Raw genomic sequence first — 22,129 nt, forward strand, 5'->3', positions numbered from 1 at the left:
CCCCTGTCGCAAGCGCGCGGCAACCCCCAGGACACCCCAAGTCCGGCCCTACGGAATCCGGCGGTAGCCTCAGTTGTTTCTCCCGTAGTCGTCCCTCGGATCGGACTGGAGGCGATCCTGGAGCCAGGGATCGCTACCATGGGGTTTCCGGAGCCTGACCGGGGGACCCGGATCGCGCACGAGGAGTCCTCTTGCCAGACGAGGCCCAGCCACTGACGGCCGCCAAGCCCGAGCCCGGCTCGGCGCCCACGGCCAAGCCCGCGCCCCACGCGAAGAGCGACACCCGCGGGCAGGTCGAGCACGCCCAGTCCGCGCCCGCGGACAAGGCGGCCGAGGCCTCGCGACCCAAACCCTCCCCCACTCTCGACTCCGCTCAAGCGGGGGGACCCCCATCGCCCGAGCGTCCGGCGCAGCCGGCCGCGGTCCGTGCCACCCCCGGCCCGCCCGCCCGCTCCGGCTCCTCCAACCGCGTTCGGGCCCGCCTCGCCCGCCTCGGCGTGCAGCGCGCGAACCCGTACAACCCGGTCCTCGAACCGCTCCTGCGCATAGTGCGCAGCAACGACCCGAAGATCGAGAACGCCACGCTGCGCCAGATCGAGCGCGCCTACCAGGTCGCCGAGCGCTGGCACCGCGGCCAGAAGCGCAAGAGCGGCGACCCGTACATCACGCACCCCCTCGCCGTCACCACCATCCTCGCCGAGCTGGGTATGGACCCGGCCACGCTGATGGCGGGCCTGCTGCACGACACCGTCGAGGACACCGAGTACGGCCTCGACCAGCTCCGCCGGGACTTCGGCGACACCGTCGCCCTGCTCGTCGACGGCGTGACCAAGCTGGACAAGGTCAAGTTCGGCGAGGCCGCGCAGGCCGAGACCGTGCGCAAGATGGTCGTCGCCATGGCCAAGGACCCGCGTGTCCTGGTCATCAAGCTCGCCGACCGCCTGCACAACATGCGCACCATGCGTTACCTCAAGCGCGAGAAGCAGGAGAAGAAGGCGCGCGAGACGCTGGAGATCTACGCGCCGCTCGCCCACCGCCTCGGCATGAACACCATCAAGTGGGAGCTGGAGGACCTCGCGTTCGCGATCCTCTACCCCAAGATGTACGACGAGATCGTACGGCTGGTGGCCGAGCGCGCACCGAAGCGTGACGAGTATCTGGCCATAGTGACCGACGAGGTCCAGGCCGACCTGCGCGCCGCCCGCATCAAGGCGACCGTCACCGGCCGCCCGAAGCACTACTACAGCGTCTACCAGAAGATGATCGTCCGCGGCCGGGACTTCGCGGAGATCTACGACCTGGTGGGGATTCGTGTACTGGTCGACACCGTCCGCGACTGCTACGCGGCCCTCGGCACCGTGCACGCGCGATGGAACCCGGTCCCCGGCCGGTTCAAGGACTACATCGCGATGCCCAAGTTCAACATGTACCAGTCGCTGCACACGACGGTGATCGGCCCCAATGGCAAGCCCGTCGAGCTCCAGATCCGCACCTTCGACATGCACCGCCGCGCCGAGTACGGCATCGCCGCGCACTGGAAGTACAAGCAGGAGGCCGTCGCCGGCGCCTCCAAGGTGCGTACGGACGCGCCCAAGTCGTCCGGCAAGGGCAAGGACGACCACCTCAACGACATGGCGTGGCTGCGCCAGTTGCTCGACTGGCAGAAGGAGACCGAGGACCCCGGCGAGTTCCTGGAGTCCCTGCGCTTCGACCTGTCCCGCAACGAGGTCTTCGTCTTCACCCCCAAGGGCGACGTCATAGCGCTCCCGGCCGGGGCCACCCCGGTCGACTTCGCGTACGCCGTCCACACCGAGGTCGGCCACCGCACCATAGGAGCACGGGTCAACGGGCGTCTCGTACCGCTCGAATCCACCCTGGACAACGGCGACTTGGTGGAGGTCTTCACCTCCAAGGCGCCCGGTGCGGGCCCCTCCCGCGACTGGCTCGGCTTCGTCAAGTCCCCGCGCGCCCGCAACAAGATCCGGGCCTGGTTCTCCAAGGAACGCCGCGACGAGGCGATCGAGCAGGGCAAGGACGCCATCGTCCGCGCGATGCGCAAGCAGAACCTGCCGATCCAGCGCATCCTGACCGGCGACTCGCTGGTCACGCTCGCGCACGAGATGCGCTACTCGGACATCTCCGCGCTGTACGCGGCGATCGGCGAGGGCCACGTCTCCGCGCAGAACATCGTGCAGAAGCTGGTCTCGGCGCTCGGCGGCGAGGAGGCGGCCACCGAGGAGATCGACGAGACGGTACCGCCGACGCGCACCCGCGGCCGCAAGCGCCGCTCCAGCGCCGACCCGGGCGTCGTGGTCAAGGGCGTCGACGACGTGTGGGTCAAGCTGGCCCGCTGCTGTACGCCCGTACCCGGCGACCCGATCATCGGTTTCGTCACGCGCGGTAGCGGCGTATCGGTTCACCGCAGCGACTGTGTCAACGTGGAGTCACTGTCCCGCGAGCCCGAGCGCATCCTGGACGTCGAGTGGGCGCCCACCCAGTCCTCGGTCTTCCTGGTCGCCATCCAGGTCGAGGCCCTGGACCGCTCCCGGCTCCTGTCGGACGTCACCCGCGTCCTGTCCGACCAGCACGTCAACATCCTGTCCGCGGCCGTCCAGACCTCCCGCGACCGCGTGGCCACCTCCCGCTTCACCTTCGAGATGGGCGACCCGAAGCACCTCGGGCACGTCCTGAAGGCGGTCCGGGGCGTGGAGGGCGTCTACGACGTGTACCGCGTGACGTCGGCGCGCAGCAGGTCGTAGGGCCGGCACACAAGGCCTCCGGCCGGCTCGCGAGGTAGCACGGCACGCCGGAGGGCCCCGTACGGGTGTACGGGGCCCTCCGGCGTGAGCGGGGCGGTGTCAGCCGCCGAACTCGTGCAGACCCTTCAGCGCCTGGTCAAGGAGCGCCTGGCGGCCCTCGAGCTCCTTCTCCAGCTTCTCGGCCTTGGAGGCGTTGCTCTGGGCGCGCGCCTGGTCGATCTGGCCGCGCAGCTTGTCCACGGCGGCCTGGAGCTGACCGGTCAGACCCTCGGCACGCGCGCGTGCCTCCGGGTTCGTCCGGCGCCACTCGGCCTCCTCGGCCTCCTGGATGGCCCGGTCGACCGTGTGCATCCGGCCCTCGACCTTCGGACGCGCGTCGCGCGGCACGTGGCCGATGGCCTCCCAGCGCTCGTTGATCGAGCGGAAGGCGGCCCGGGCGGACTTGAGGTCGGTGATCGGCAGGAGCTTCTCGGCCTCCTCGGCCAGCTCCTCCTTGAGCTTCAGGTTCTCCGACTGCTCCGCGTCCCGCTCGGCGAACACCGAGCTGCGGGCGGCGAAGAAGACGTCCTGGGCGCCGCGGAAGCGGTTCCACAGGTCGTCCTCGTGCTCGCGCTGGGCGCGGCCCGCGGCCTTCCACTCCGACATCAGCTCGCGATAGCGGGCCGCCGTCGGACCCCAGTCCGCCGAGTCGGACAGCGCCTCCGCCTCGGCGACCAGCTTCTCCTTGGTCTTGCGGGCGTCCTCGCGCTGTGCGTCGAGCTGCGCGAAGTGGGCCTTGCGACGCTTGGAGAACGCCGAGCGGGCGTGCGAGAAGCGGTGCCACAGCTCGTCGTCCGACTTGCGGTCGAGACGCGGCAGCCCCTTCCAGGTGTCCACCAGGGCCCGCAGCCGCTCGCCGGCCGCCCGCCACTGGTCGGACTGCGCCAGCTGCTCCGCCTCGGTGACCAGGTCCTCCTTGGCGTGTCGCGCCTCGTCGGACTGCTTGGCGCGCTGCTGCTTGCGCTCCTCGCGGCGTGCCTCGACGGTCTCCACCAGCTTGTCCAGACGGCCCCGCAGCGCGGACAGATCGCCGACGGCGTGATGCGCGTCAACCTGCTCGCGCAGGTGGTCGATGGCGGTCTGGGCGTCCTTCGCCGACAGGTCGGTGGTCTGTACTCGCTTTTCGAGGAGGCCGATCTCGACAACCAGGCCCTCGTACTTGCGCTCGAAGTAGGCCAACGCCTCCTCGGGGGAGCCGGCCTGCCAGGAACCGACGACCTGCTCGCCGTCGGCCGTACGCACGTACACGGTCCCCGTCTCGTCGACGCGGCCCCACGGGTCGCTGCTCACAGCGCCTCCTCCACATGATGCCTGCGAGGGGCTTCAGCGCCCCCGGGCATCGTCCACAGTTTCGTCACGGCCAACATAGGCGACCGGCGGGTTGCCTGTCCGCATCCCGCGCGACCGAAATTCCGCAGTTGGCCGACTTGAGCGTCAGGATTTCGCGACCGTCGCCTTGTTGATCACGACCGTCGCGTTCGGGGCGCCGTCACCGGCCCCCGTGTTCTCACCCGCGGCGGCGATCTTCTTCAGCACCTTCATGCCCGCCGCGTCGACGGTACCGAACGGTGTGTAGGTGGGCGGCAACTGGCTGTCCTGGTACACCAGGAAGAACTGGCTGCCACCGGTGTGCTTCTGCCCGGTGTTCGCCATCGCGACCGTACCCGCCGGGTAGACGTTGCCCTTCAGGCTGCTGTCCTTCAGGTTCTCGTCCGGGATCGTGTAGCCGGGGCCGCCGCTGCCGGTGCCCGTCGGGTCACCGCACTGGAGCACGTAGATGCCGTTGGTGGTGAGCCGGTGGCACTTGGTGTGGTCGAAGTAGCCCTTGCCGGCAAGGAAGTTGAACGAGTTCGCGGTGTGCGGCGCGGCCGCGGCCTTGAGGTCGACGCCGATGTCACCGCAGGTCGTCGCCAGCTTCATCGTGTACTTCGCCGACTTGTCGATGGTGAGCGCCGGCTCCGTCTTCCAGCTCAGCTTCTCCACCGCACCCTTGTCGGGCTTCTGGCACGGGTCGGGGGCCTTGCTGGGCGAGGCGCTGGGCGTGACGTCCGCGCTCGCGTTCGCCTTCTTGTCGTCGTCGTTCTTCAGCACCCCGGTCGTGTACAGCGCGACGCTGCCGATCACGACCACGCCGAGCACCGACGCGATCACGGAGTTGCGCATGCGTGCCTTGTGCCGCGCGCTGGTGCGCCGCTGCTGCTGCCGCAAGAACTTCTCCCGGGCGAGCTGACGCCGCCGCTGCTCCTGGGTGACCACCGGGTTCTCTCCTCATGAGTGTCGTGTGCCGACCGGTACGCGCGCGTCCGGTGAGCCGACCGCTGCGTTTAGCCCCGTACCGTATATGGGTTCGCTGAGTAAACGGCAGCGCCGGTAGGCTCTGACAGCAGCTGTTGCCGCCCGTATCGACACAACGAAGGACGATCGTGCTCATTGCCGGGTTCCCCGCCGGGGCCTGGGGGACGAACTGTTATCTCGTCGCCCCCGCCGCCGGTGAGGAGTGCGTGATCATCGACCCGGGCCATCAGGCCGCCCCAGGAGTCGAGGAAACGCTGAAGAAGCATCGGCTCAAGCCCGTCGCCGTCGTCCTCACCCATGGCCACCTCGACCATGTGGCCTCGGTCGTCCCGGTGTGCGGCGCCCACGACGTTCCGGCCTGGATCCACCCCGAGGACCGGTACATGATGAGCGACCCCGAGAAGGCGCTCGGCCGGTCCATCGGCATGCCGCTGCTGGGCGAGCTGACCATCGGGGAACCGGACGACGTCAAGGAGCTGACCGACGGCGCGAAGCTGGAGCTGGCCGGTCTGGAACTCTCCGTCGCGCATGCGCCCGGCCATACCAGGGGGTCGGTGACCTTCGGTATGCCCGAGGCGGCGGACGTCCCGCCGATCTTCTTCTCGGGCGACCTGCTGTTCGCCGGCTCCATCGGACGCACCGACCTGCCCGGTGGCTCCATGGAGGACATGCTCGAATCGCTGGCCCGCGTGTGCCTGCCGCTCGACGACTCCACCGTGGTGCTGCCCGGCCACAACGAGCACACGACCATCGGCCGCGAGCGCGCCACCAATCCCTATCTGCGGCAGGTGGCCGCCGGCCCGGGAGCCGCGGAGGCTCCCCGACGAGGAATGTGACGAGAGACTTCCCGTGAGTACCTTCCAGGCCCCCAAGGGCACGTACGACCTGATCCCGCCGGACTCCGCGAAGTACCTGGCGGTCCGCGAGGCGATCGCCGCGCCTCTGCGCAACTCGGGCTACGGCTACATCGAGACCCCCGGCTTCGAGAGCGTCGAGCTCTTCGCGCGCGGGGTCGGCGAGTCGACCGACATCGTGACGAAGGAGATGTACGCCTTCGAGACCAAGGGCGGCGACCGGCTGGCCCTGCGCCCCGAGGGCACCGCGTCCGTGCTGCGCGCGGCCCTCGAAGCCAACCTGCACAAGGCGGGCAACCTGCCGGTCAAGCTCTGGTACTCCGGCTCGTACTACCGCTACGAGCGCCCCCAGAAGGGCCGCTACCGCCACTTCTCGCAGGTCGGCGCCGAGGCGATCGGCGCCGAGGACCCGTTCCTGGACGCCGAGCTGATCATCCTGGCCGACCAGGCCTACCGCTCGCTCGGCCTGCGCCAGTTCCGGATCCTGCTCAACAGCCTGGGCGACAAGGAGTGCCGGCCGGTGTACCGGGCCGCGCTCCAGGAGTTCCTGCGGGGCCTGGACCTGGACGAGGACACGCGCCGCCGGGTCGACATCAACCCGCTGCGCGTCCTCGACGACAAGCGCGAGGCGGTCCAGAAGCAGCTGACCGGCGCGCCCCTGCTGCGCGACTACCTGTGCGACGCCTGCAAGGCGTACCACGAGGAGGTGCGCGAGCTGCTCAGCGCGGCGGGCGTGGCCTTCGAGGACGACCTGAAGCTGGTGCGCGGCCTGGACTACTACACGCGCACGACCTTCGAGTTCGTGCACGACGGCCTGGGCTCGCAGTCCGCGGTGGGCGGCGGCGGCCGCTACGACGGCCTGTCCGAGATGATCGGCGGCCCCGTGCTGCCGTCCGTCGGCTGGGCCCTCGGCGTCGACCGCACGGTCCTCGCCCTGGAGGCCGAGGGCGTGGAGCTGGACATCCCGTCCGCGACCAGCGTGTACGCGGTGCCGCTCGGCGAGGAGGCCCGCCGGGTCCTGTTCGCCAAGGTCACCGAGCTGCGCAAGGCGGGCGTCGCGGCCGACTTCTCGTACGGCGGCAAGGGCCTCAAGGGCGCCATGAAGAACGCCAACCGCAGCGGCGCCCGCTACACGATCGTGGCCGGCGAGCGGGACCTCGCCGAGGGCATCGTCCAGCTCAAGGACATGGAGTCCGGCGAGCAGGCCGCGATCGGCGTGAACGAGATCGTGGCGGAGCTGGAGTCGCGGCTCGGCTAGGGCCTGTCCGGCGGACCAGGTCGCAGACGCGAGGGCGCCGGGACATCCCGGCGCCCTTCTCACTGGTCGAGCAACCCGTACCGCAGCGCGCTCGTCACCGCCGCCGTGCGGTCGTCCACCCCCAACTTCCCGAAGACGCGCAGAAGATGGGTCTTGACGGTGGACTCCCCGATGAAGAGCCTGCGGCCGATCTCGGCGTTGGTGCATCCGTCGGCCACCAGCCGCAGCACCGCTGTCTCCCGCTCCGACAGACGAGGCCGCTCGGGCCGGGCCCGCAACTGGTCCACCAGCCGGGCCGCGACCGACGGCGCGAGGACGGTCTCCCCGCGCGCGGCGGCGCGGACGGCCGCCGCCAGTTCGCCCCGTGCCAGGTCCTTCAGCAGATAGCCCGCGGCCCCGGCCTCCACGGCCCGCAGGATGTCCCGGTCCGTCTCGTACGTGGTCAGGACGATCACCCGGCAGGGCAGCCCGGCCTCGCTCATCCGCACGATGGAGTCGACGCCGCCCCCGCCCGGCATCCGCAGGTCCATCAGCACGATGTCCGGCCGGAGTTCGGCCGCCAGCGCCTCCGCCTGCGGACCGCTCGCCGCGTCGGCGACCACTTCCAGGTCCGGCTCGGCGCTCAGCATCGCGCGCAGGCCCTCACGTACGACGGGATGGTCGTCGGCCAGGACGATCCGGATCACGGGGTCTCACTCCTCACACTCGTGGGCACGGGCAGGCGTACGGTCACGAGCGTGCCGTCACCCGGTGCGCTGCGCACCGAAGCGGCCCCGCCCACCTCGGCGGCCCGCGCCCGCAGCCCGGCCAGACCGTAACCGCCGCGGACGGCCGCCGGGTCGAAGCCCGGGCCGTCGTCCCGTACCGACACCGTGAGCGCCTCGTCGGCGTACGCGAGGCTGATCCCCACCGCCGCCGAACTCCCCGCGTGCTTGCGGGCGTTCGCCAGTGCCTCCTGGCAGGCGCGCAGCGCCACCACCTCCGGTCCGGCGGGCAGCGCCCGGACCGGACCGGTCACGTCGAGCGTGGCTTCGTGCCGCGCCGCCAGCCTGCGCAACGCGTCGGGCAGGGTCGCGCCGTCGAGGTCGGCCGGCGCGCCCCCGGCCACCAGGGCACGGGCCTCGGCGAGGTTCTGCCGGGCCGTCTCGTCCATCAGCCGCAGATGACGGCGGGCCCGCGGCAGGTCGTGGTCGAGCTCGGCCTCCACCGCCTGGACCAGCATCAGCAGGCTGGTGAAGCCCTGGGCGAGGGTGTCGTGGATCTCGCGGGCCATGCGCTCGCGCTCGGCGAGCGCGCCGTGCGCGGCCGACAGCCGCGAGTTCTCGAACCGGCTCGCGTCCAGCTCCGCGATCAGCTCGGCCCGCTCCCCGCTCTGCTCGATGATCCGCAGGATCCAGCTGCCCAGCACCACCGAGGAGACCAGGGCGACCACCGCGAAGAGCGCGTTGCCGAGCAGGTTCGTGACGTCGGGCCGCCACAGCAGCGCCCAGCCCACGACCGGCACCAGGTTGATCACGGTCACCGCCACGAGCGCCCCGCGCCTGCGCAGCGCCATGAAGCACTGGGGGACGAGCGCGAACGTCATCAGCCGGGTCTCGCCGACCAGGACCGCCGCCACCAGGAACAGCGCCAGCGTCACGCCGAGGTACCACAGGGCCCGCCGCCCGTCCGTCGGGTCCTCGTCCCCGAGCAGCGGGCGGCCCACCACGCCGTACCAGGGCACCAGCGGTACGAGCAGTCCGGCGGCGGCGACCCGGACGGGCCATCCGGGATGCGCCGCCGTCAGGACGAGGACCGCGGTGGCCGCCCAGGCGACGGCGAAGTACGCGTCCCAGAGCCGGATCGTGCGGTCCCAGGCGTGCACGTCGCGCGCCGAGCCCAGGTCGGTCACGCGTCGCGCCGGTTCTTCCAGCGGAAGGTCAGCAGACACAGCGCCAATCCTCCGACGCACCAGGCGGCCAGCACCAGGGCGGTGCGCCCGAACTCCCAGCTCCCGGCCTGTTCGAGCACGCGCGCGGAGTCGGGCAGGAACACGCCCCGCAGCCCCTGGCACAGCCACTTCAGCGGGAACAGGGCGCCGATGCGCAGCATCCAGTCCGGGATGGTGTCGATGGAGATGTAGACCCCGGAGATGAACTGGAGGACCAGGAAGGGCAGGACGACGACGGAGCTCGCGCTCTTCGCGGACTTGGGCACGGAGCTGATCGCGATGCCCAGCAGCGCGCACCCGGTCAGTCCGAGCACGAAGATCCACGCGAAGTCGAACCACCGGCCCGCGTCGGAGGGCAGATCGACGCCGTACAGGGAGGCGCCGACCAGCAGCAGGATCGCCGTCTCCAGGATTCCGGTGAACAGAACCAGCCAGATCTTGCCCAGGAAGTAGGCCGCCGGCGGCATCGGCGTGCCGCGCAGCCGGCGCAGCACCTTCTCGTCCCTCTCCACGGCGATCGAGATGCCCAGCGACTGGAAGCTCGTCGACATGATCCCGGAGGCCATCATCGCGGGGACGTAGAGCTGCGAGGCGGTGACGCCGCTGCCGCGCACGTCGTCGTGGAAGATCGACGCGAAGAGGAACAGGAAGACGACCGGGAAGGCGAAGGTGAAGACCACCTGGTCGCGCTGCCGGAAGAACTGTTTGATCTCCAGCGCGCCCCGGTGCAGGCCGAGGATCCAGGCGCCGGGCAGCCGGCCGGCGGGGGCCTGCGTGCGGGGGCGTGCGGCGGTCGTGGTCATCGGGCGTCCTCCTGCCCGGTCAGCCGGAGGTAGACGTCCTCCAGGGTGGGGCGGCGCACGACGAGGCCCGGGATCTCCCCGTCGAAGCGGCGCATGAGCCCGGCGACCGTGCGGGTCGGGGTGTCCGTGTGCTCCGCGCGCGGGGAGCCGTCGGCCTCGGTCCACTCGACGGTGGCGCCGGTGCCGTATCGCTCCCGGAGCTCGACGGACCCGCCCTCGGCGACGATCCTGCCCCGGGCGACGACGGCCAGCCGGTCCGCGAGCGCCTCCGCCTCCTCCAGGTAGTGCGTGGTCAGCAGGATCGTCGTGCCCTCGTCGGCCAGCAGCCGGATCAGGTCCCAGAACTGCCGCCGGGCCGCCGGGTCGAAACCGGTCGTCGGCTCGTCCAGGAGCAGCAGCTCGGGGTCGCCGATCACGCCGAGCGCCACGTCCAGCCGGCGCCGCTGGCCGCCCGAGAGGGCCTTGATCCGGCTGTCCGCCTTCGCGTCGAGGCCGACCAGGCCGATGACCTCCTCCGGGTCGCGCGGCCGCGGGTAGTAGCGGGCGAAGTGCCGCACCGTCTCGCGGACCGTCAACTCCGCGGGCGCCGATTCGTCCTGCCAGACGATTCCCACCCGGGATCTCCACGCGCGCGTGCCCGTCGCCGGATCCGCGCCCAGGACCGTGACCTCTCCCGCGTCCCGGGACCGGTTGCCCTGGAGGATCTCCACCGTCGTGCTCTTGCCCGCGCCATTGGGCCCCAGCAGGCCGAACACCTCGCCCCGCCGGATGCCGAGATCGATGCCGTCCAGCGCGGTCACGTCCCCGTACTGCTTGCGCAGCCCCCGTACGTGCACCGCGAGTTCGTTCGCGTGTGCTGTCATGCACAAGAGGTTCGGCCGGAACCGAGCGATCCGGGACGACCGTGCGTACCTCCTTATGTCCACCGAACGGTGGACAGACACGTGCGTGCGGCACAATGTGCGTGCCCGAAGATGGTCCAACTCTCAAGTGACGGAATCGGCGTGATGAGCAAGACGACAGTCAAAGACGTCTCCACGGACCCCGAGCCGGAGCGGGCCGCGAGCGCCCCGCGCACGGAGGGCGGCAGCCGGGCCTTCGCCGTCCTCCTGCTGCTCACCGGTGCGGCCGGTCTGCTCGCCGCCTGGGTCATCACGATCGACAAGTTCAAGCTGCTCGAAGCCAAGGTCCAGGGCAAGACCTTCACCCCCGGGTGCAGCCTCAACCCGGTCGTGTCCTGCGGCAGCGTCATGGAGAGCAAGCAGGCCGCGGCCTTCGGCTTCCCGAACCCGATGCTCGGCCTGGTCGCCTACGGCATCGTCATCTGCGTCGGCATGAGCCTGCTCGCCCGCGCCCGCTTCCCGCGCTGGTACTGGCTGACCTTCAACTTCGGCACGCTCTTCGGTGTCGGCTTCGTCACCTGGCTGCAGTTCCAGTCCCTGTACCGGATCAACGCGCTGTGCCTGTGGTGCTCGCTGGCCTGGGTCGCCACGATCATCATGTTCTGGTACGTGACCTCGTTCAACGTGCGCAACGACTTCCTGACCGCCCCGCGCTGGCTCAAGAGCTTCTTCGGCGAGTTCACCTGGGTCCTGCCGGTCCTGCACATCGGCGTCATCGGCATGCTGATCCTGACCCGCTGGTGGGACTTCTGGACCGGCTGACAGCCCGGGCCCGACTGTCAGTGCGGTGATTTAGGGTTTCTGGCGTGGAGCCCGACCTGTTCACCGCCGCAGCAGAAGAACGCCAGGAGAAGGACCCGACCGGCAGCCCCCTGGCGGTTCGGATGCGCCCGCGCACCCTCGACGAGGTGGTGGGCCAGCAGCACCTGCTGAAGCCGGGCTCACCGCTGCGCCGCCTGGTCGGCGAGGGCGCGGGCGGCCCGGCCGGCCCCTCCTCGGTGATCCTCTGGGGCCCGCCCGGCACGGGCAAGACGACCCTGGCATACGTCGTCTCCAAGGCCACCAACAAGCGCTTCGTCGAGCTGTCCGCGATCACCGCGGGCGTCAAGGAGGTCCGGGCCGTCATCGACGGGGCCCGGCGCGCCATCGGCGGCTTCGGCAAGGAGACCGTCCTCTTCCTCGACGAGATCCACCGCTTCAGCAAGGCCCAGCAGGACTCCCTGCTGCCGGCCGTCGAGAACCGCTGGGTGACCCTGATCGCGGCCACCACCGAGAACCCGTACTTCTCGGTGATCTCCCCCCTCCTGTCCCGCTCCCTCCTCCTCACCCTCGAACCCCTCATCGACGACGACCTGCGCGGCCTGCTGCGCCGCGCCCTGACCGACGAACGGGGCCTGGACGGCGCGGTCGGCCTCCCCGAGGACACCGAGAACCACCTGCTGCGCATCGCCGGCGGCGACGCCCGCCGCGCCCTGACCGCCCTGGAGGCCGCCGCCGGGGCCGCGCTGGACAAGGGCGAGACCGAGATCGCGCTGACCACGCTGGAGGAGACGGTCGACCGGGCCGCGGTGAAGTACGACCGCGACGGCGACCAGCACTACGACGTCGCCAGCGCCCTGATCAAGTCGATCCGGGGCTCGGACGTGGACGCCGCCCTGCACTACCTGGCCCGCATGGTCGAGGCGGGGGAGGACCCGCGGTTCATCGCCCGCCGCCTGATGATCTCCGCCAGCGAGGACATCGGCCTCGCCGACCCGAACGCGCTGCCCATCGCGGTCGCCGCCGCCCAGGCCGTCGCCATGATCGGCTTCCCCGAGGCCGCCCTCACCCTCAGCCACGCCACCATCGCCCTCGCCCTGGCCCCCAAGTCCAACTCCGCGACGACCGCCATCGGCGCCGCCATGGAGGACGTGCGGGGGGGCCTCGCCGGACCCGTCCCGCCGCATCTGCGCGACGGGCACTACCAGGGCGCGGCCAAGCTCGGCCACGCGCAGGGATACGTGTACCCGCACGACCTGCCCGAGGGCATCGCCGCCCAGCAGTACGCGCCGGACGCCCTCCAGGAGCGCGAGTACTACACGCCCACCCGGCACGGCGCCGAGGCGCGGTACGCGGACGCGGTGGAATGGACCAGGAAACACCTCGGTCGCAAGCGGCCCTGACCACCCTGTAGACTTCGCCGAAGTGCTGAGTCCCGTGTCCGTCCCCCCGCAAGGGGAGCCGGCACCACCAGAGCGGGACATCCAGCCGGAATCCTGGTCCGCCAGGATCTCCAGGAGCGTCGCGCACCGTCGAACGGTGTCGCGGGCAGCCCACCACCGCCCGGAGTTCCGGGACAGGTCGGTGGGCCACTCGCGTGCTGCACGTATGTGCCCAGACCAGGGAGCGGCTGCCCACCAGGCCCGGCAACGGACCCGGCGGGTTTCCCAGGCTGCGGATGCGACCTCCCCTAACCCTGGTGAAGCCGTATTCGCACAGAAACACGAGGTGTTTGGTTCATGGCGAACCAGTCCCGCCCCAAGGTCAAGAAGTCGCGTGCCCTCGGCATCGCGCTGACCCCGAAGGCCGTCAAGTACTTCGAGGCCCGTCCGTACCCGCCGGGTGAGCACGGCCGCGGCCGCAAGCAGAACTCGGACTACAAGGTCCGTCTGCTGGAGAAGCAGCGCCTGCGCGCTCAGTACGACATCTCCGAGCGCCAGCTGGTCCGCGCCTACGAGCGTGCGTCCAAGGTTCAGGGCAAGACCGGTGAGGCCCTGATCGTCGAGCTGGAGCGCCGTCTCGACGCGCTGGTCCTGCGTTCGGGCATCGCCCGCACGATCTACCAGGCCCGCCAGATGGTCGTCCACGGCCACATCCAGGTCAACGGCCAGAAGGTCGACAAGCCGTCCTACCGCGTGCGTCCGGACGACGTCGTCCAGGTCCGTGACCGCTCCAAGGACAAGACGCTCTTCCAGATCGCCCGCGAGGGTGGCTTCGCCCCCGACGGCGAGACCCCGCGCTACCTGCAGGTGAACCTCAAGGCCCTGGCGTTCCGCCTGGACCGCGAGCCGAACCGCAAGGAAGTTCCGGTCATCTGCGACGAGCAGCTCGTCGTCGAGTACTACGCCCGCTGACCCCAGCCCCGGCGCAGTACCTCAGCCCGCTGTCTCCCCGCCCTCGTGAGCGGGCGAGGCGGCGGGTTCTCGCATTCCGGCGGCTCGGCGTCCGGCCGCCCCAGCGCCCGGTCCACCGCCGCCTCCCGGTCCAGCCGCGCCCCTTCCCTTACGCACTCCTCGTACCGCTCGTCGCCCAGTGCCTGCCGGGCCGTCGCCTCGCACAGCTCGTGCGGGGCGTTGAAGTGGGCCGAGCCGAACAGGGGCAGACCCACCGAAGGCCACAGCCGGCCCGCCGCCCCTTGCAGGACCGCCGCCTCGGCCGGGTCGCCCTGCGCCGCCGTCACCAGGGCCAGCAGCTCGATCGACAGGACTGATCCGAGCAGGTCGTGGAACACGTGCGCATGGCCCAGGCAGTCCGCGAGCAGCTCCCGCGCCCGCCCCGGATCCCCGGCCCGCCAGGCCGCGTACGCCAGCACGTACAGCGCGTACGACCGGGCCCAACGCTCCCCGTGGTCCTCGCACACCCGCCGCACGTCCTCGCACAGCCGCACCGCCTCCGGCAGGTCCCCGAGGAACGCCAGCGTCATCGCCAGCTCGACCTGGCCCATCAGCACGTTGCTGTTGAGCTCGCCGATCTCCCGGTAGCGGGCCAGCGCCGAGCGCAGCAGCGTCTCGGCGCGCGGCATGTCGTCCGTGACCAGGGCCAGACAGCCGGTGCGGTGCTCCGCGTAGGCCACCGCCGTCGGATTGCCGACCCGTTCCGCCTGCGCACGGCACTCCTGCAGCGCGGCCGGCGCCGCCACGGTGTCGCCCTGGAGGACCGCCACGTACCCGAGCACCCACAGGGCCTTGAGCCGGGACTGCTCGTAGTCCGACTCCAGCTCCACGCAGCGCTCCAGCCAGTGCCGCCCCTCCGACAGACGTCCGCAGCCGACCCAGCAGAACCACAGCGAGCCCGCCAGGTACTGGCCCAGGTGCGCCTCGTCGGGATCGGCCAGGCAGTGCTCCAGGGCCGTGCGCAGATTCGGCAGTTCCGCCTCGACCCGGGCCGCCACCTCGGCCTGACGGGGGGAGAACCAGTCCAGCTCGCACCAGGTCGCCAGGCCCATGTACCAGTCCCGGTGCCGTCTGCGCAGCCGGGCCGCGTCCCCCATCGCCGCCAGCCAGTCGGCGCCGTACGCCCGCACGGTGTCCAGCATCCGGTAGCGCACGCCCGCCGGCGTCTCCTCGCGCGCCACCACCGACTGCGCGAGCAGCTCGGACAGGACGTCGAGGACGTCGTCGGCGTCGAGGCCGTCGCCGCTGCACACGTACTCGGCGGCGTCCAGGTCGAAGGTCTGGGCGAACACCGACAGCCGCGCCCACAGCAGCCGCTCCGCGGGCGTGCACAGCTCATGGCTCCAGCCGATGGCGGTACGCAGCGTCCGGTGCCGGGGCAGGGCGTTGCGGTCCCCGCCGGTCAACAGCCGGAACCGGTCGTCCAACCGCTCCAGCAGCTGCGCCGGGGACAGCGCCCGCAGCCGTCCCGCGGCCAGCTCGACCGCCAGCGGGATCCCGTCGAGGCGACGGCACAGCTCGCGCACCTCCGCGCAGTCCCGGACCTGCAGACCCTGCCGGGCCGCCCGGTCCACGAGCAGCCGCACCGCCTCGTCCCGGCCGAGCGGGGTCAGCGGGAACAGCCGTTCGCCCGCCACCGCCAGCGGCCGCCGGCCCACGGCGAGCACCCGCAGCCGCGGCGCCCGCCGCAGCAGTTCGGCCACCAGGGCGGCGCAGGCGTCCACCAGATGCTCGAACCCGTCCAGAACGAGCAGGAGTTGACGATCGGCGAGGTGCTCGACCAGCGCCTCGCGGGGCAGCCGCGTGGTGTGGTCCGCGGCGCCCAGCGCCTCCATGACCGCGTACTCGACCAACTCCGGCTCGTGCAGCGGCGCCAGCTCCACCCACCACACGCCGTCCCGCGGGGTGGCCCGCGCCGCCGCCCGGGCGGCGAGCCGCGACTTGCCGACCCCGCCGGCCCCGGTCACCGTCACCAGCCGTCCGGCGGCGAGCGACCGGGCCAGCCCGGCGAGTTCGGCCGAGCGGCCCACGAACGCGTCGAGTTCGAGGGGCAGGTTGCCGTCCGCCGAGGGGCCTGGGGGCTGAGGACCACGCATGGGACACGGAGCGTACTGAACCGTGTTCATTCCGTACAATCGCTTCCGTCAACTCCGCCGCCCCCGGACGCTAATCGGGTACGGAGTGCCACCCCTGGCGCGATAGGCTCGGTGCACGACTTTTTCGATGTAGAGGCACGTTTCAGGGAGCGGGTGCGCACAGTGTCCGGTGGAGAGGTGGCCGGGATCCTGGTGGCCGTCTTCTGGGCGATCCTGGTCTCCTTCCTCGCCGTCGCGCTGGCGAGGCTGGCCCAGACGCTCAAGGCGACCACCAAACTCGTCGCGGATGTGACCGACCAGGCCGTCCCGCTGCTCGCGGACGCCTCCGCGGCCGTGCGTTCCGCGCAGACCCAGATCGACCGTGTCGACGCGATCGCGTCCGACGTCCAGGAGGTCACGTCGAACGCCTCCGCCCTGTCGACCACCGTCGCCTCCACCTTCGGCGGACCGCTGGTCAAGGTCGCGGCCTTCGGCTACGGCGTGCGCCGGGCCCTGGGCGGCCGCAAGGAGGACGTGCCCGCCGGGGCGCCGAGGCGTACGGTGATCGTGGGCAGGACGGTACCCGCCGCGCGCCGGGGCAAGCGGAACTCCCGAGGGAAGAAGGACTGAGACCGAGCGATGTTCCGCCGTACGTTCTGGTTCACCACAGGTGTCGCCGCGGGTGTCTGGGCCACCACCAAGGTCAACCGCAAGCTGAAGCAGCTGACCCCCGAGAGTCTCGCCGCGAGCGCGGCGAACAAGGCGCTGGAGGCCGGTCACCGGATCAAGGACCGCGCGGTCGGCTTCGCGCTCGACGTCCGCGACAACATGGCCCAGCGGGAGGCCGAGCTGGAGGACGCGCTGGGCATCCAGTCGGACCCCGAACTCCCCGCGCCCCGGCGGTACACCGCCATCGAGAACGACCGCAGCAACCCGCAGTACGTCGAGAACACGACGTACTCGTACAACCGGAATGAGGACCACTGATGGAGTCGGCCGAGATTCGCCGCCGCTGGTTGAGCTTCTTCGAGGAGCGCGGTCACACCGTCGTTCCTTCGGCGTCGCTCATCGCGGACGACCCGACTCTGCTCCTCGTCCCGGCCGGCATGGTGCCCTTCAAGCCCTACTTCCTCGGTGAGGTCAAGCCGCCCTTCCCGCGCGCCACCAGCGTGCAGAAGTGCGTGCGCACGCCCGACATCGAAGAGGTCGGCAAGACCACCCGCCACGGCACGTTCTTCCAGATGTGCGGCAACTTCTCCTTCGGCGACTACTTCAAGGAAGGCGCCATCAAGTACGCCTGGGAGCTGCTCACCAGCCCCCAGGACAAGGGTGGTTACGGCCTTGAGCCGGAGAAGCTCTGGATCACCGTCTACAAGGACGACGACGAGGCCGAGCGCATCTGGCACGACGTCGTCGGCGTGCCGAAGGAGCGCATCCAGCGCCTCGGCATGAAGGACAACTACTGGTCCATGGGCGTCCCCGGCCCCTGCGGCCCCTGCTCCGAGATCAACTACGACCGCGGCCCCGAGTTCGGCGTCGAGGGCGGCCCCGCCGTCAACGACGAGCGGTACGTGGAGATCTGGAACCTCGTCTTCATGCAGTACGAGCGGGGCGAGGGCACCAGCAAGGACAACTTCGAGATCCTCGGCGAACTGCCCAGCAAGAACATCGACACGGGCCTCGGCCTGGAGCGTCTCGCCATGATTCTGCAGGGCGTGCAGAACATGTACGAGATCGACACCTCCATGGCCGTGATCAACAAGGCCACCGAGCTGACCGGCGTGGCCTACGGCGACGCCCACGCCTCGGACGTCTCGCTGCGCGTGGTCACCGACCACATGCGCACCTCCGTGATGCTCATCGGCGACGGCGTCACCCCCGGCAACGAGGGCCGCGGCTACGTCCTGCGCCGCATCATGCGCCGCGCCATCCGCAACATGCGCCTGCTCGGCGCCACCGGCCCGGTCGTCCTCGACCTGATCGAGACCGTGATCCGGATGATGGGCCAGCAGTACCCGGAGCTGGTCACCGACCGCGAGCGCATCGAGAAGGTCGCCGTCGCCGAGGAGAACGCCTTCCTCAAGACGCTGAAGGCCGGCACCAACATCCTCGACACCGCCGTGACCGAGACCAAGGCCGCCGGCGGCACGGTCCTGGCCGGCGACAAGGCCTTCCTGCTCCACGACACCTGGGGCTTCCCGATCGACCTCACCCTGGAGATGGCCGCCGAGCAGGGCCTGTCCGTGGACGAGGACGGCTTCCGCCGTCTGATGAAGGAGCAGCGGGAGCGCGCCAAGGCCGACGCCCAGGCCAAGAAGACCGGCCACGCCGACATGGGCGCCTACCGCGAGATCGCCGACAAGGCCGGTGCCACCGACTTCATCGGCTACGCGGACACCGAGGGCGAGACCACCGTCGTCGGCATCCTCGTCGACGGCGTCTCCTCCCCGGCCGCCACCGAGGGCGACGAGGTCGAGATCGTCCTCGACCGCACCCCGTTCTACGCCGAGGGCGGCGGCCAGATCGGTGACACCGGCCGGATCAAGGTCGACTCCGGTGCGGTCATCGAGATCCGCGACACCCAGAAGCCGGTCCCGGGCGTGTACGTCCACAAGGGCGTCGTCCAGGTCGGCGAGGTGACCGTCGGCGCCAAGGCCCACGCCTCGATCGACGGCCGCCGCCGCACGGCCATCGCCCGCGCCCACTCGGCCACGCACCTGACCCACCAGGCCCTGCGCGACGCCCTCGGCCCCACGGCCGCCCAGGCCGGTTCGGAGAACCAGCCCGGCCGCTTCCGCTTCGACTTCGGTTCCCCGTCCGCCGTTCCGACGGCCGTGATGACCGACGTCGAGCAGAAGATCAACGAGGTGCTCGCCCGCGATCTCGACGTGCACGCCGAGATCATGGGCATCGACGAGGCCAAGAAGCAGGGCGCCATCGCCGAGTTCGGCGAGAAGTACGGCGAGCGGGTCCGCGTCGTGACCATCGGCGACTTCTCCAAGGAGCTGTGCGGCGGCACGCACGTGCACAACACCTCCCAGCTGGGCCTGGTGAAGCTGCTCGGCGAGTCGTCCATCGGCTCGGGTGTCCGTCGTATCGAGGCCCTCGTCGGCGTCGACGCCTACAACTTCCTCGCCCGTGAGCACACGGTCGTCGCCCAGCTCCAGGAGCTGATCAAGGGCCGCGCCGAGGAGCTCCCGGAGAAGGTCTCCGCCATGCTCGGCAAGCTGAAGGACGCCGAGAAGGAGATCGAGAAGTTCCGCGCCGAGAAGGTGCTGCAGGCCGCCGCCGGTCTCGTCGAGTCCGCCAAGGACATCCACGGTGTGGCCGTCGTCACCGGCCAGGTCCCGGACGGCACCACCCCGGACGACCTGCGCAGGCTGGTGCTCGACGTACGCGGCCGCATCCAGGGCGGCCGGGCCGCCGTGGTCGCCCTCTTCACGGTCAACAACGGCAAGCCGCTCACGGTCATCGCCACCAACGACGCCGCCCGCGAGCGCGGTCTCAAGGCCGGCGACCTGGTCCGCGCGGCCGCCAAGACCCTCGGTGGGGGCGGTGGCGGCAAGCCGGACGTCGCCCAGGGCGGCGGCCAGAACCCGGCCGCCGTCGGTGACGCCGTCGACGCCGTCGAGCGCCTCGTCGCCGAGACCGCCAAGTAAGGATCGGTTCGGAATCATGCGCAGAGGACGTCGACTCTCGATCGACGTCGGGGACGCCCGCATCGGGGTCGCCTCGTGCGACCCCGACGGGATCCTCGCCACCCCGGTGGAGACCGTCCCCGGGCGGGACATCCCGGCGGCCCACCGCCGGTTGAAGCAACTCGTCGAGGAATACGAGCCGATCGAGGTCGTCGTCGGCCTCCCTCGCTCACTCAAGGGGGGCGAGGGCCCGGCCGCGGTGAAGGTCCGCGGCTTCGCCCAGGAACTCGCGCGCATGATCGCGCCGATTCCGGTGAGACTCGTCGACGAGCGGATGACGACCGTGACGGCCAGTCAGGGACTGCGCGCTTCGGGCGTGAAATCCAAGAAGGGTCGGTCTGTCATCGATCAGGCGGCAGCTGTCATCATCCTGCAGCAGGCCTTGGAATCCGAACGGGTGTCAGGTAAAGCACCCGGCGAGGGCGTCGAAGTGGTCATCTGATCGCGATACGGTAACGTTCCGCGCGATGCGATGGTGTTTCGAACTGCCACCGCGCAGCAAGAGGCGGAACGGAAGCCGGCCCTCGGGCCGCGTGAGCGCCGCCTCGCGGCTCTAGGGGATAGATGACTGAGTATGGCCGGGGCCAAGGCTCCGAACCGTGGCATCCGGAGGACCCGCTGTACGGGGACGCCGGATGGGAAGGGCAGCAGGCTCATGTGGGCCGGCAAGCTGCCTACGGCGGCCAGCCGCAGCAGCAGTACCCGCAGCAGCCGCAGCACAACGAGTGGGACCAGGGGCAGCAGCCCGGATACGGCCAGCAGCAGTACCAGTACTACGACCAGCAGGGCCAGCAGTACGCCGGGCAAGGACAGCAGTACGCCGGACAGGGACAGCAGCAGTACGCGGCACAGGGCCAGCCGCAGTACACCCAGGGCAGCTGGGACGCGACCGGCACCCACGGGCACGTGCCCTACGCGGCCGACCCGGGTGACCCGTACGGCCAGCAGGCCGTGGCCTACGGCGGGGAGCAGCCCGACTACTACGGCACGCCCGACGCCTACCCGCCGCCGCAACCGCCCGGCCGTCGGCGCCCCGAGGCCGAGCCCAAACCGGAGGCCGACCCGGAGACCGACTGGGATCCCGGACCCGATCAGGGCGAGCACGCCTTCTTCTCGGGCGACGACGATGACGATGACGACGAATTCGACGCCGACCCGAAGGGCCGACGCGGGCGGGGCAAGGCGGCCAAGGGCGGCAAGGGCGCCAAGAAGAAGCGGCGCAGCGGCTGCGCCTGCATGGTGGTCGTCCTGGTCTTCGGCGGCGGCCTGGGCGGTGTCGGATATTTCGGCTACAAGTTCTACCAGAACCGTTTCGGCGCTCCGGCGGACTACGCGGGCGCCGGAAACGGCGAAGAGGTCACGGTCGCCATTCCGAAGGGCGCCGGCGGCTGGGAGATCGGCCAGAAACTGAAGGACGCTGGCGTCGTCGAGAGCGCGGCCGCGTTCGTCTCCGCCCTGCAGGCGAACCCCCAGGGCAAGTCGCTCCAGGACGGTGTCTACACGCTGGAGAAGCAGATGTCCGCCGCGAGCGCGGTGGAACTGATGCTCAGCCCGAAGAGCCGCAGCAACCTGATCATCGCCGAGGGCCTGCGCAACACGGCGGTCTACGGCCTGATCGACAAGCGCCTCGGAGTGGCGAAGGGCACCACGGCGGGCATCGCGAAGAAGGACTACAAGCGCCTCGGCCTGCCCGCGTGGGCACTGAACCACGCGAACCTGAAGGATCCGCTGGAAGGATTCCTCTACCCCTCCAGCTACGCGGTCACCAAGGAGCAGAAGCCCGAGGCCGTCCTGAAGAACATGGTGTCCCAGGCCACCGCCAAGTACCAGGAACTGGGCGTGGAGAAGAAGGCCAAGGACCTCGGCCTCGACAGCCCCTGGCAGCTGCTCACCGTGGCGAGCCTGGTGCAGGCCGAGGGCACGAGCCACGACGACTTCCGCAAGATGGCCGAGGTCGTCTACAACCGCCTCAAGCCCGACAACCCGCAGACCTACGGGCGGCTGGAGTTCGACTCCACGTACAACTACGTGAAGAACCAGAGCAAGATCGACCTGAGCATCGCCGAGCTGCGCAAGTACAACAACCCGTACAACACGTACTACGTCAAGGGCCTGCCGCCCGGCCCCATCAGCAACCCCGGCGAGGAGGCGCTCGCGGGCGCGCTCGACCCGACGGGCGACGGCTGGTACTACTTCATCTCCATGGACGGCAAGACCAGCAAGTTCACCAAGACGCTCGCGGACCACGAGAAGCTGGTCAACGAGTGGAATGCCTCGCGGAACAAGAACTGAAGTCCGTGGCGACGCGGGCGATATAATCCGCACAGACCGTCGGCCAGCGGGTCTTCGGTCGATGAGCGGCGA

General features: G+C 70.5%; 17 protein-coding genes and 1 pseudogene. 11 read left to right on the forward strand and 7 right to left on the reverse strand.

Going from position 1 to position 22,129, the window contains the following annotated elements; translation table 11 throughout:
* Positions 1-191 precede the first annotated feature (191 nt).
* Entirely contained in the window at positions 192-2,759 is a 2,568-nt protein-coding gene (locus IPZ69_RS34715) for a RelA/SpoT family protein (RefSeq protein ID WP_235458664.1), read from the forward strand.
* A 99-nt stretch (positions 2,760-2,858) separates the two neighbouring features.
* On the opposite strand, the gene IPZ69_RS34720 is transcribed toward IPZ69_RS34715, so the two are convergent.
* Together IPZ69_RS34720 and IPZ69_RS34725 are read right to left on the reverse strand one after the other, a co-directional pair.
* Positions 2,859-4,088, reverse strand: a complete 1,230-nt coding sequence (locus IPZ69_RS34720) for a DUF349 domain-containing protein (RefSeq protein WP_235458665.1) — start codon at positions 4,086-4,088, stop codon at positions 2,859-2,861.
* A gap of 144 nt (positions 4,089-4,232) precedes the next feature.
* Positions 4,233-5,054: a peptidylprolyl isomerase gene (locus tag IPZ69_RS34725; RefSeq protein WP_235458666.1), complete on the reverse strand. Its 822-nt coding sequence runs from the start codon at positions 5,052-5,054 to the stop codon at positions 4,233-4,235.
* Positions 5,055-5,221: 167 nt separating this feature from the next.
* On the opposite strand from IPZ69_RS34725, the gene IPZ69_RS34730 reads away from it, so the two are divergent.
* The gene (locus tag IPZ69_RS34730) at positions 5,222-5,929 is read left to right on the forward strand and encodes an MBL fold metallo-hydrolase (protein ID WP_235458667.1); all 708 of its coding nucleotides are present in this window, start codon (positions 5,222-5,224) and stop codon (positions 5,927-5,929) included.
* A 13-nt stretch (positions 5,930-5,942) separates the two neighbouring features.
* A complete protein-coding gene (gene hisS, locus IPZ69_RS34735; protein WP_235458668.1) occupies positions 5,943-7,205 on the forward strand; it encodes a histidine--tRNA ligase in 1,263 nt (420 codons plus the stop codon).
* A 59-nt stretch (positions 7,206-7,264) separates the two neighbouring features.
* Here the strand turns inward: hisS and IPZ69_RS34740 are convergent, their stop codons facing one another.
* The 4 genes from IPZ69_RS34740 to IPZ69_RS34755 are packed head-to-tail and all read right to left on the reverse strand — an operon-like array spanning position 7,265 to position 10,801.
* A complete protein-coding gene (locus IPZ69_RS34740; protein ID WP_235458669.1) occupies positions 7,265-7,891 on the reverse strand; it encodes a response regulator in 627 nt (208 codons plus the stop codon).
* The gene (locus IPZ69_RS34745) at positions 7,888-9,087 is read right to left on the reverse strand and encodes a sensor histidine kinase (RefSeq protein WP_268835438.1); all 1,200 of its coding nucleotides are present in this window, start codon (positions 9,085-9,087) and stop codon (positions 7,888-7,890) included. The genes IPZ69_RS34740 and IPZ69_RS34745 overlap by 4 nt, the downstream gene beginning before the upstream one ends.
* A gap of 5 nt (positions 9,088-9,092) precedes the next feature.
* A complete protein-coding gene (locus IPZ69_RS34750) occupies positions 9,093-9,938 on the reverse strand; it encodes an ABC transporter permease (RefSeq protein WP_235458671.1) in 846 nt (281 codons plus the stop codon).
* A complete protein-coding gene (locus IPZ69_RS34755; protein WP_235458672.1) occupies positions 9,935-10,801 on the reverse strand; it encodes an ABC transporter ATP-binding protein in 867 nt (288 codons plus the stop codon). Before IPZ69_RS34755 ends, IPZ69_RS34750 begins: the two co-directional genes overlap by 4 nt.
* 144 nt (positions 10,802-10,945) lie before the next feature.
* Between IPZ69_RS34755 and IPZ69_RS34760 the strand changes: the two genes are divergently transcribed.
* The 3 genes from IPZ69_RS34760 (at position 10,946) to rpsD (ending at position 13,953) form a co-directional block, all read left to right on the forward strand.
* Positions 10,946-11,602 carry a vitamin K epoxide reductase family protein gene (locus IPZ69_RS34760; RefSeq protein ID WP_235458673.1) on the forward strand — a complete coding sequence of 219 codons (657 nt, stop codon included), beginning with the start codon at positions 10,946-10,948 and terminating at the stop codon, positions 11,600-11,602.
* A 44-nt stretch (positions 11,603-11,646) separates the two neighbouring features.
* On the forward strand, positions 11,647-13,002 hold the full coding sequence (locus tag IPZ69_RS34765) for a replication-associated recombination protein A (RefSeq protein WP_235458674.1): 1,356 nt from the start codon (positions 11,647-11,649) through the stop codon (positions 13,000-13,002).
* Between the two features lie 336 nt (positions 13,003-13,338).
* Entirely contained in the window at positions 13,339-13,953 is a 615-nt protein-coding gene (gene rpsD / locus IPZ69_RS34770; protein WP_235458675.1) for a 30S ribosomal protein S4, read from the forward strand.
* Positions 13,954-13,974: 21 nt separating this feature from the next.
* Here the strand turns inward: rpsD and IPZ69_RS47170 are convergent.
* A pseudogene (locus tag IPZ69_RS47170) lies at positions 13,975-16,088 on the reverse strand (ATP-binding protein).
* 162 nt (positions 16,089-16,250) lie between these two features.
* Here IPZ69_RS47170 and IPZ69_RS34780 point away from each other — a divergent pair.
* From IPZ69_RS34780 to mltG, 5 genes are all read left to right on the forward strand, one after another.
* Positions 16,251-16,697 (forward strand): DUF948 domain-containing protein, encoded by a 447-nt coding sequence (locus tag IPZ69_RS34780; RefSeq protein ID WP_235458693.1) that lies wholly within the window; start codon positions 16,251-16,253, stop codon positions 16,695-16,697.
* A gap of 9 nt (positions 16,698-16,706) precedes the next feature.
* Positions 16,707-17,054 (forward strand): hypothetical protein, encoded by a 348-nt coding sequence (locus IPZ69_RS34785; RefSeq protein ID WP_235458676.1) that lies wholly within the window; start codon positions 16,707-16,709, stop codon positions 17,052-17,054.
* Positions 17,054-19,726 (forward strand): alanine--tRNA ligase, encoded by a 2,673-nt coding sequence (gene alaS / locus IPZ69_RS34790; RefSeq protein WP_235458677.1) that lies wholly within the window; start codon positions 17,054-17,056, stop codon positions 19,724-19,726. Before IPZ69_RS34785 ends, alaS begins: the two co-directional genes overlap by 1 nt.
* Before the next feature lie 16 nt (positions 19,727-19,742).
* Positions 19,743-20,207 (forward strand): Holliday junction resolvase RuvX, encoded by a 465-nt coding sequence (gene ruvX / locus IPZ69_RS34795; RefSeq protein WP_235458678.1) that lies wholly within the window; start codon positions 19,743-19,745, stop codon positions 20,205-20,207.
* 122 nt (positions 20,208-20,329) lie between these two features.
* The gene (gene mltG / locus IPZ69_RS34800; RefSeq protein ID WP_235458679.1) at positions 20,330-22,057 is read left to right on the forward strand and encodes an endolytic transglycosylase MltG; all 1,728 of its coding nucleotides are present in this window, start codon (positions 20,330-20,332) and stop codon (positions 22,055-22,057) included.
* The last annotated feature ends 72 nt before the right edge of the window (positions 22,058-22,129 follow it).

The organism is Streptomyces olivochromogenes (assembly GCF_021538895.1).
Taxonomy (GTDB): domain Bacteria; phylum Actinomycetota; class Actinomycetes; order Streptomycetales; family Streptomycetaceae; genus Streptomyces; species Streptomyces olivochromogenes_A.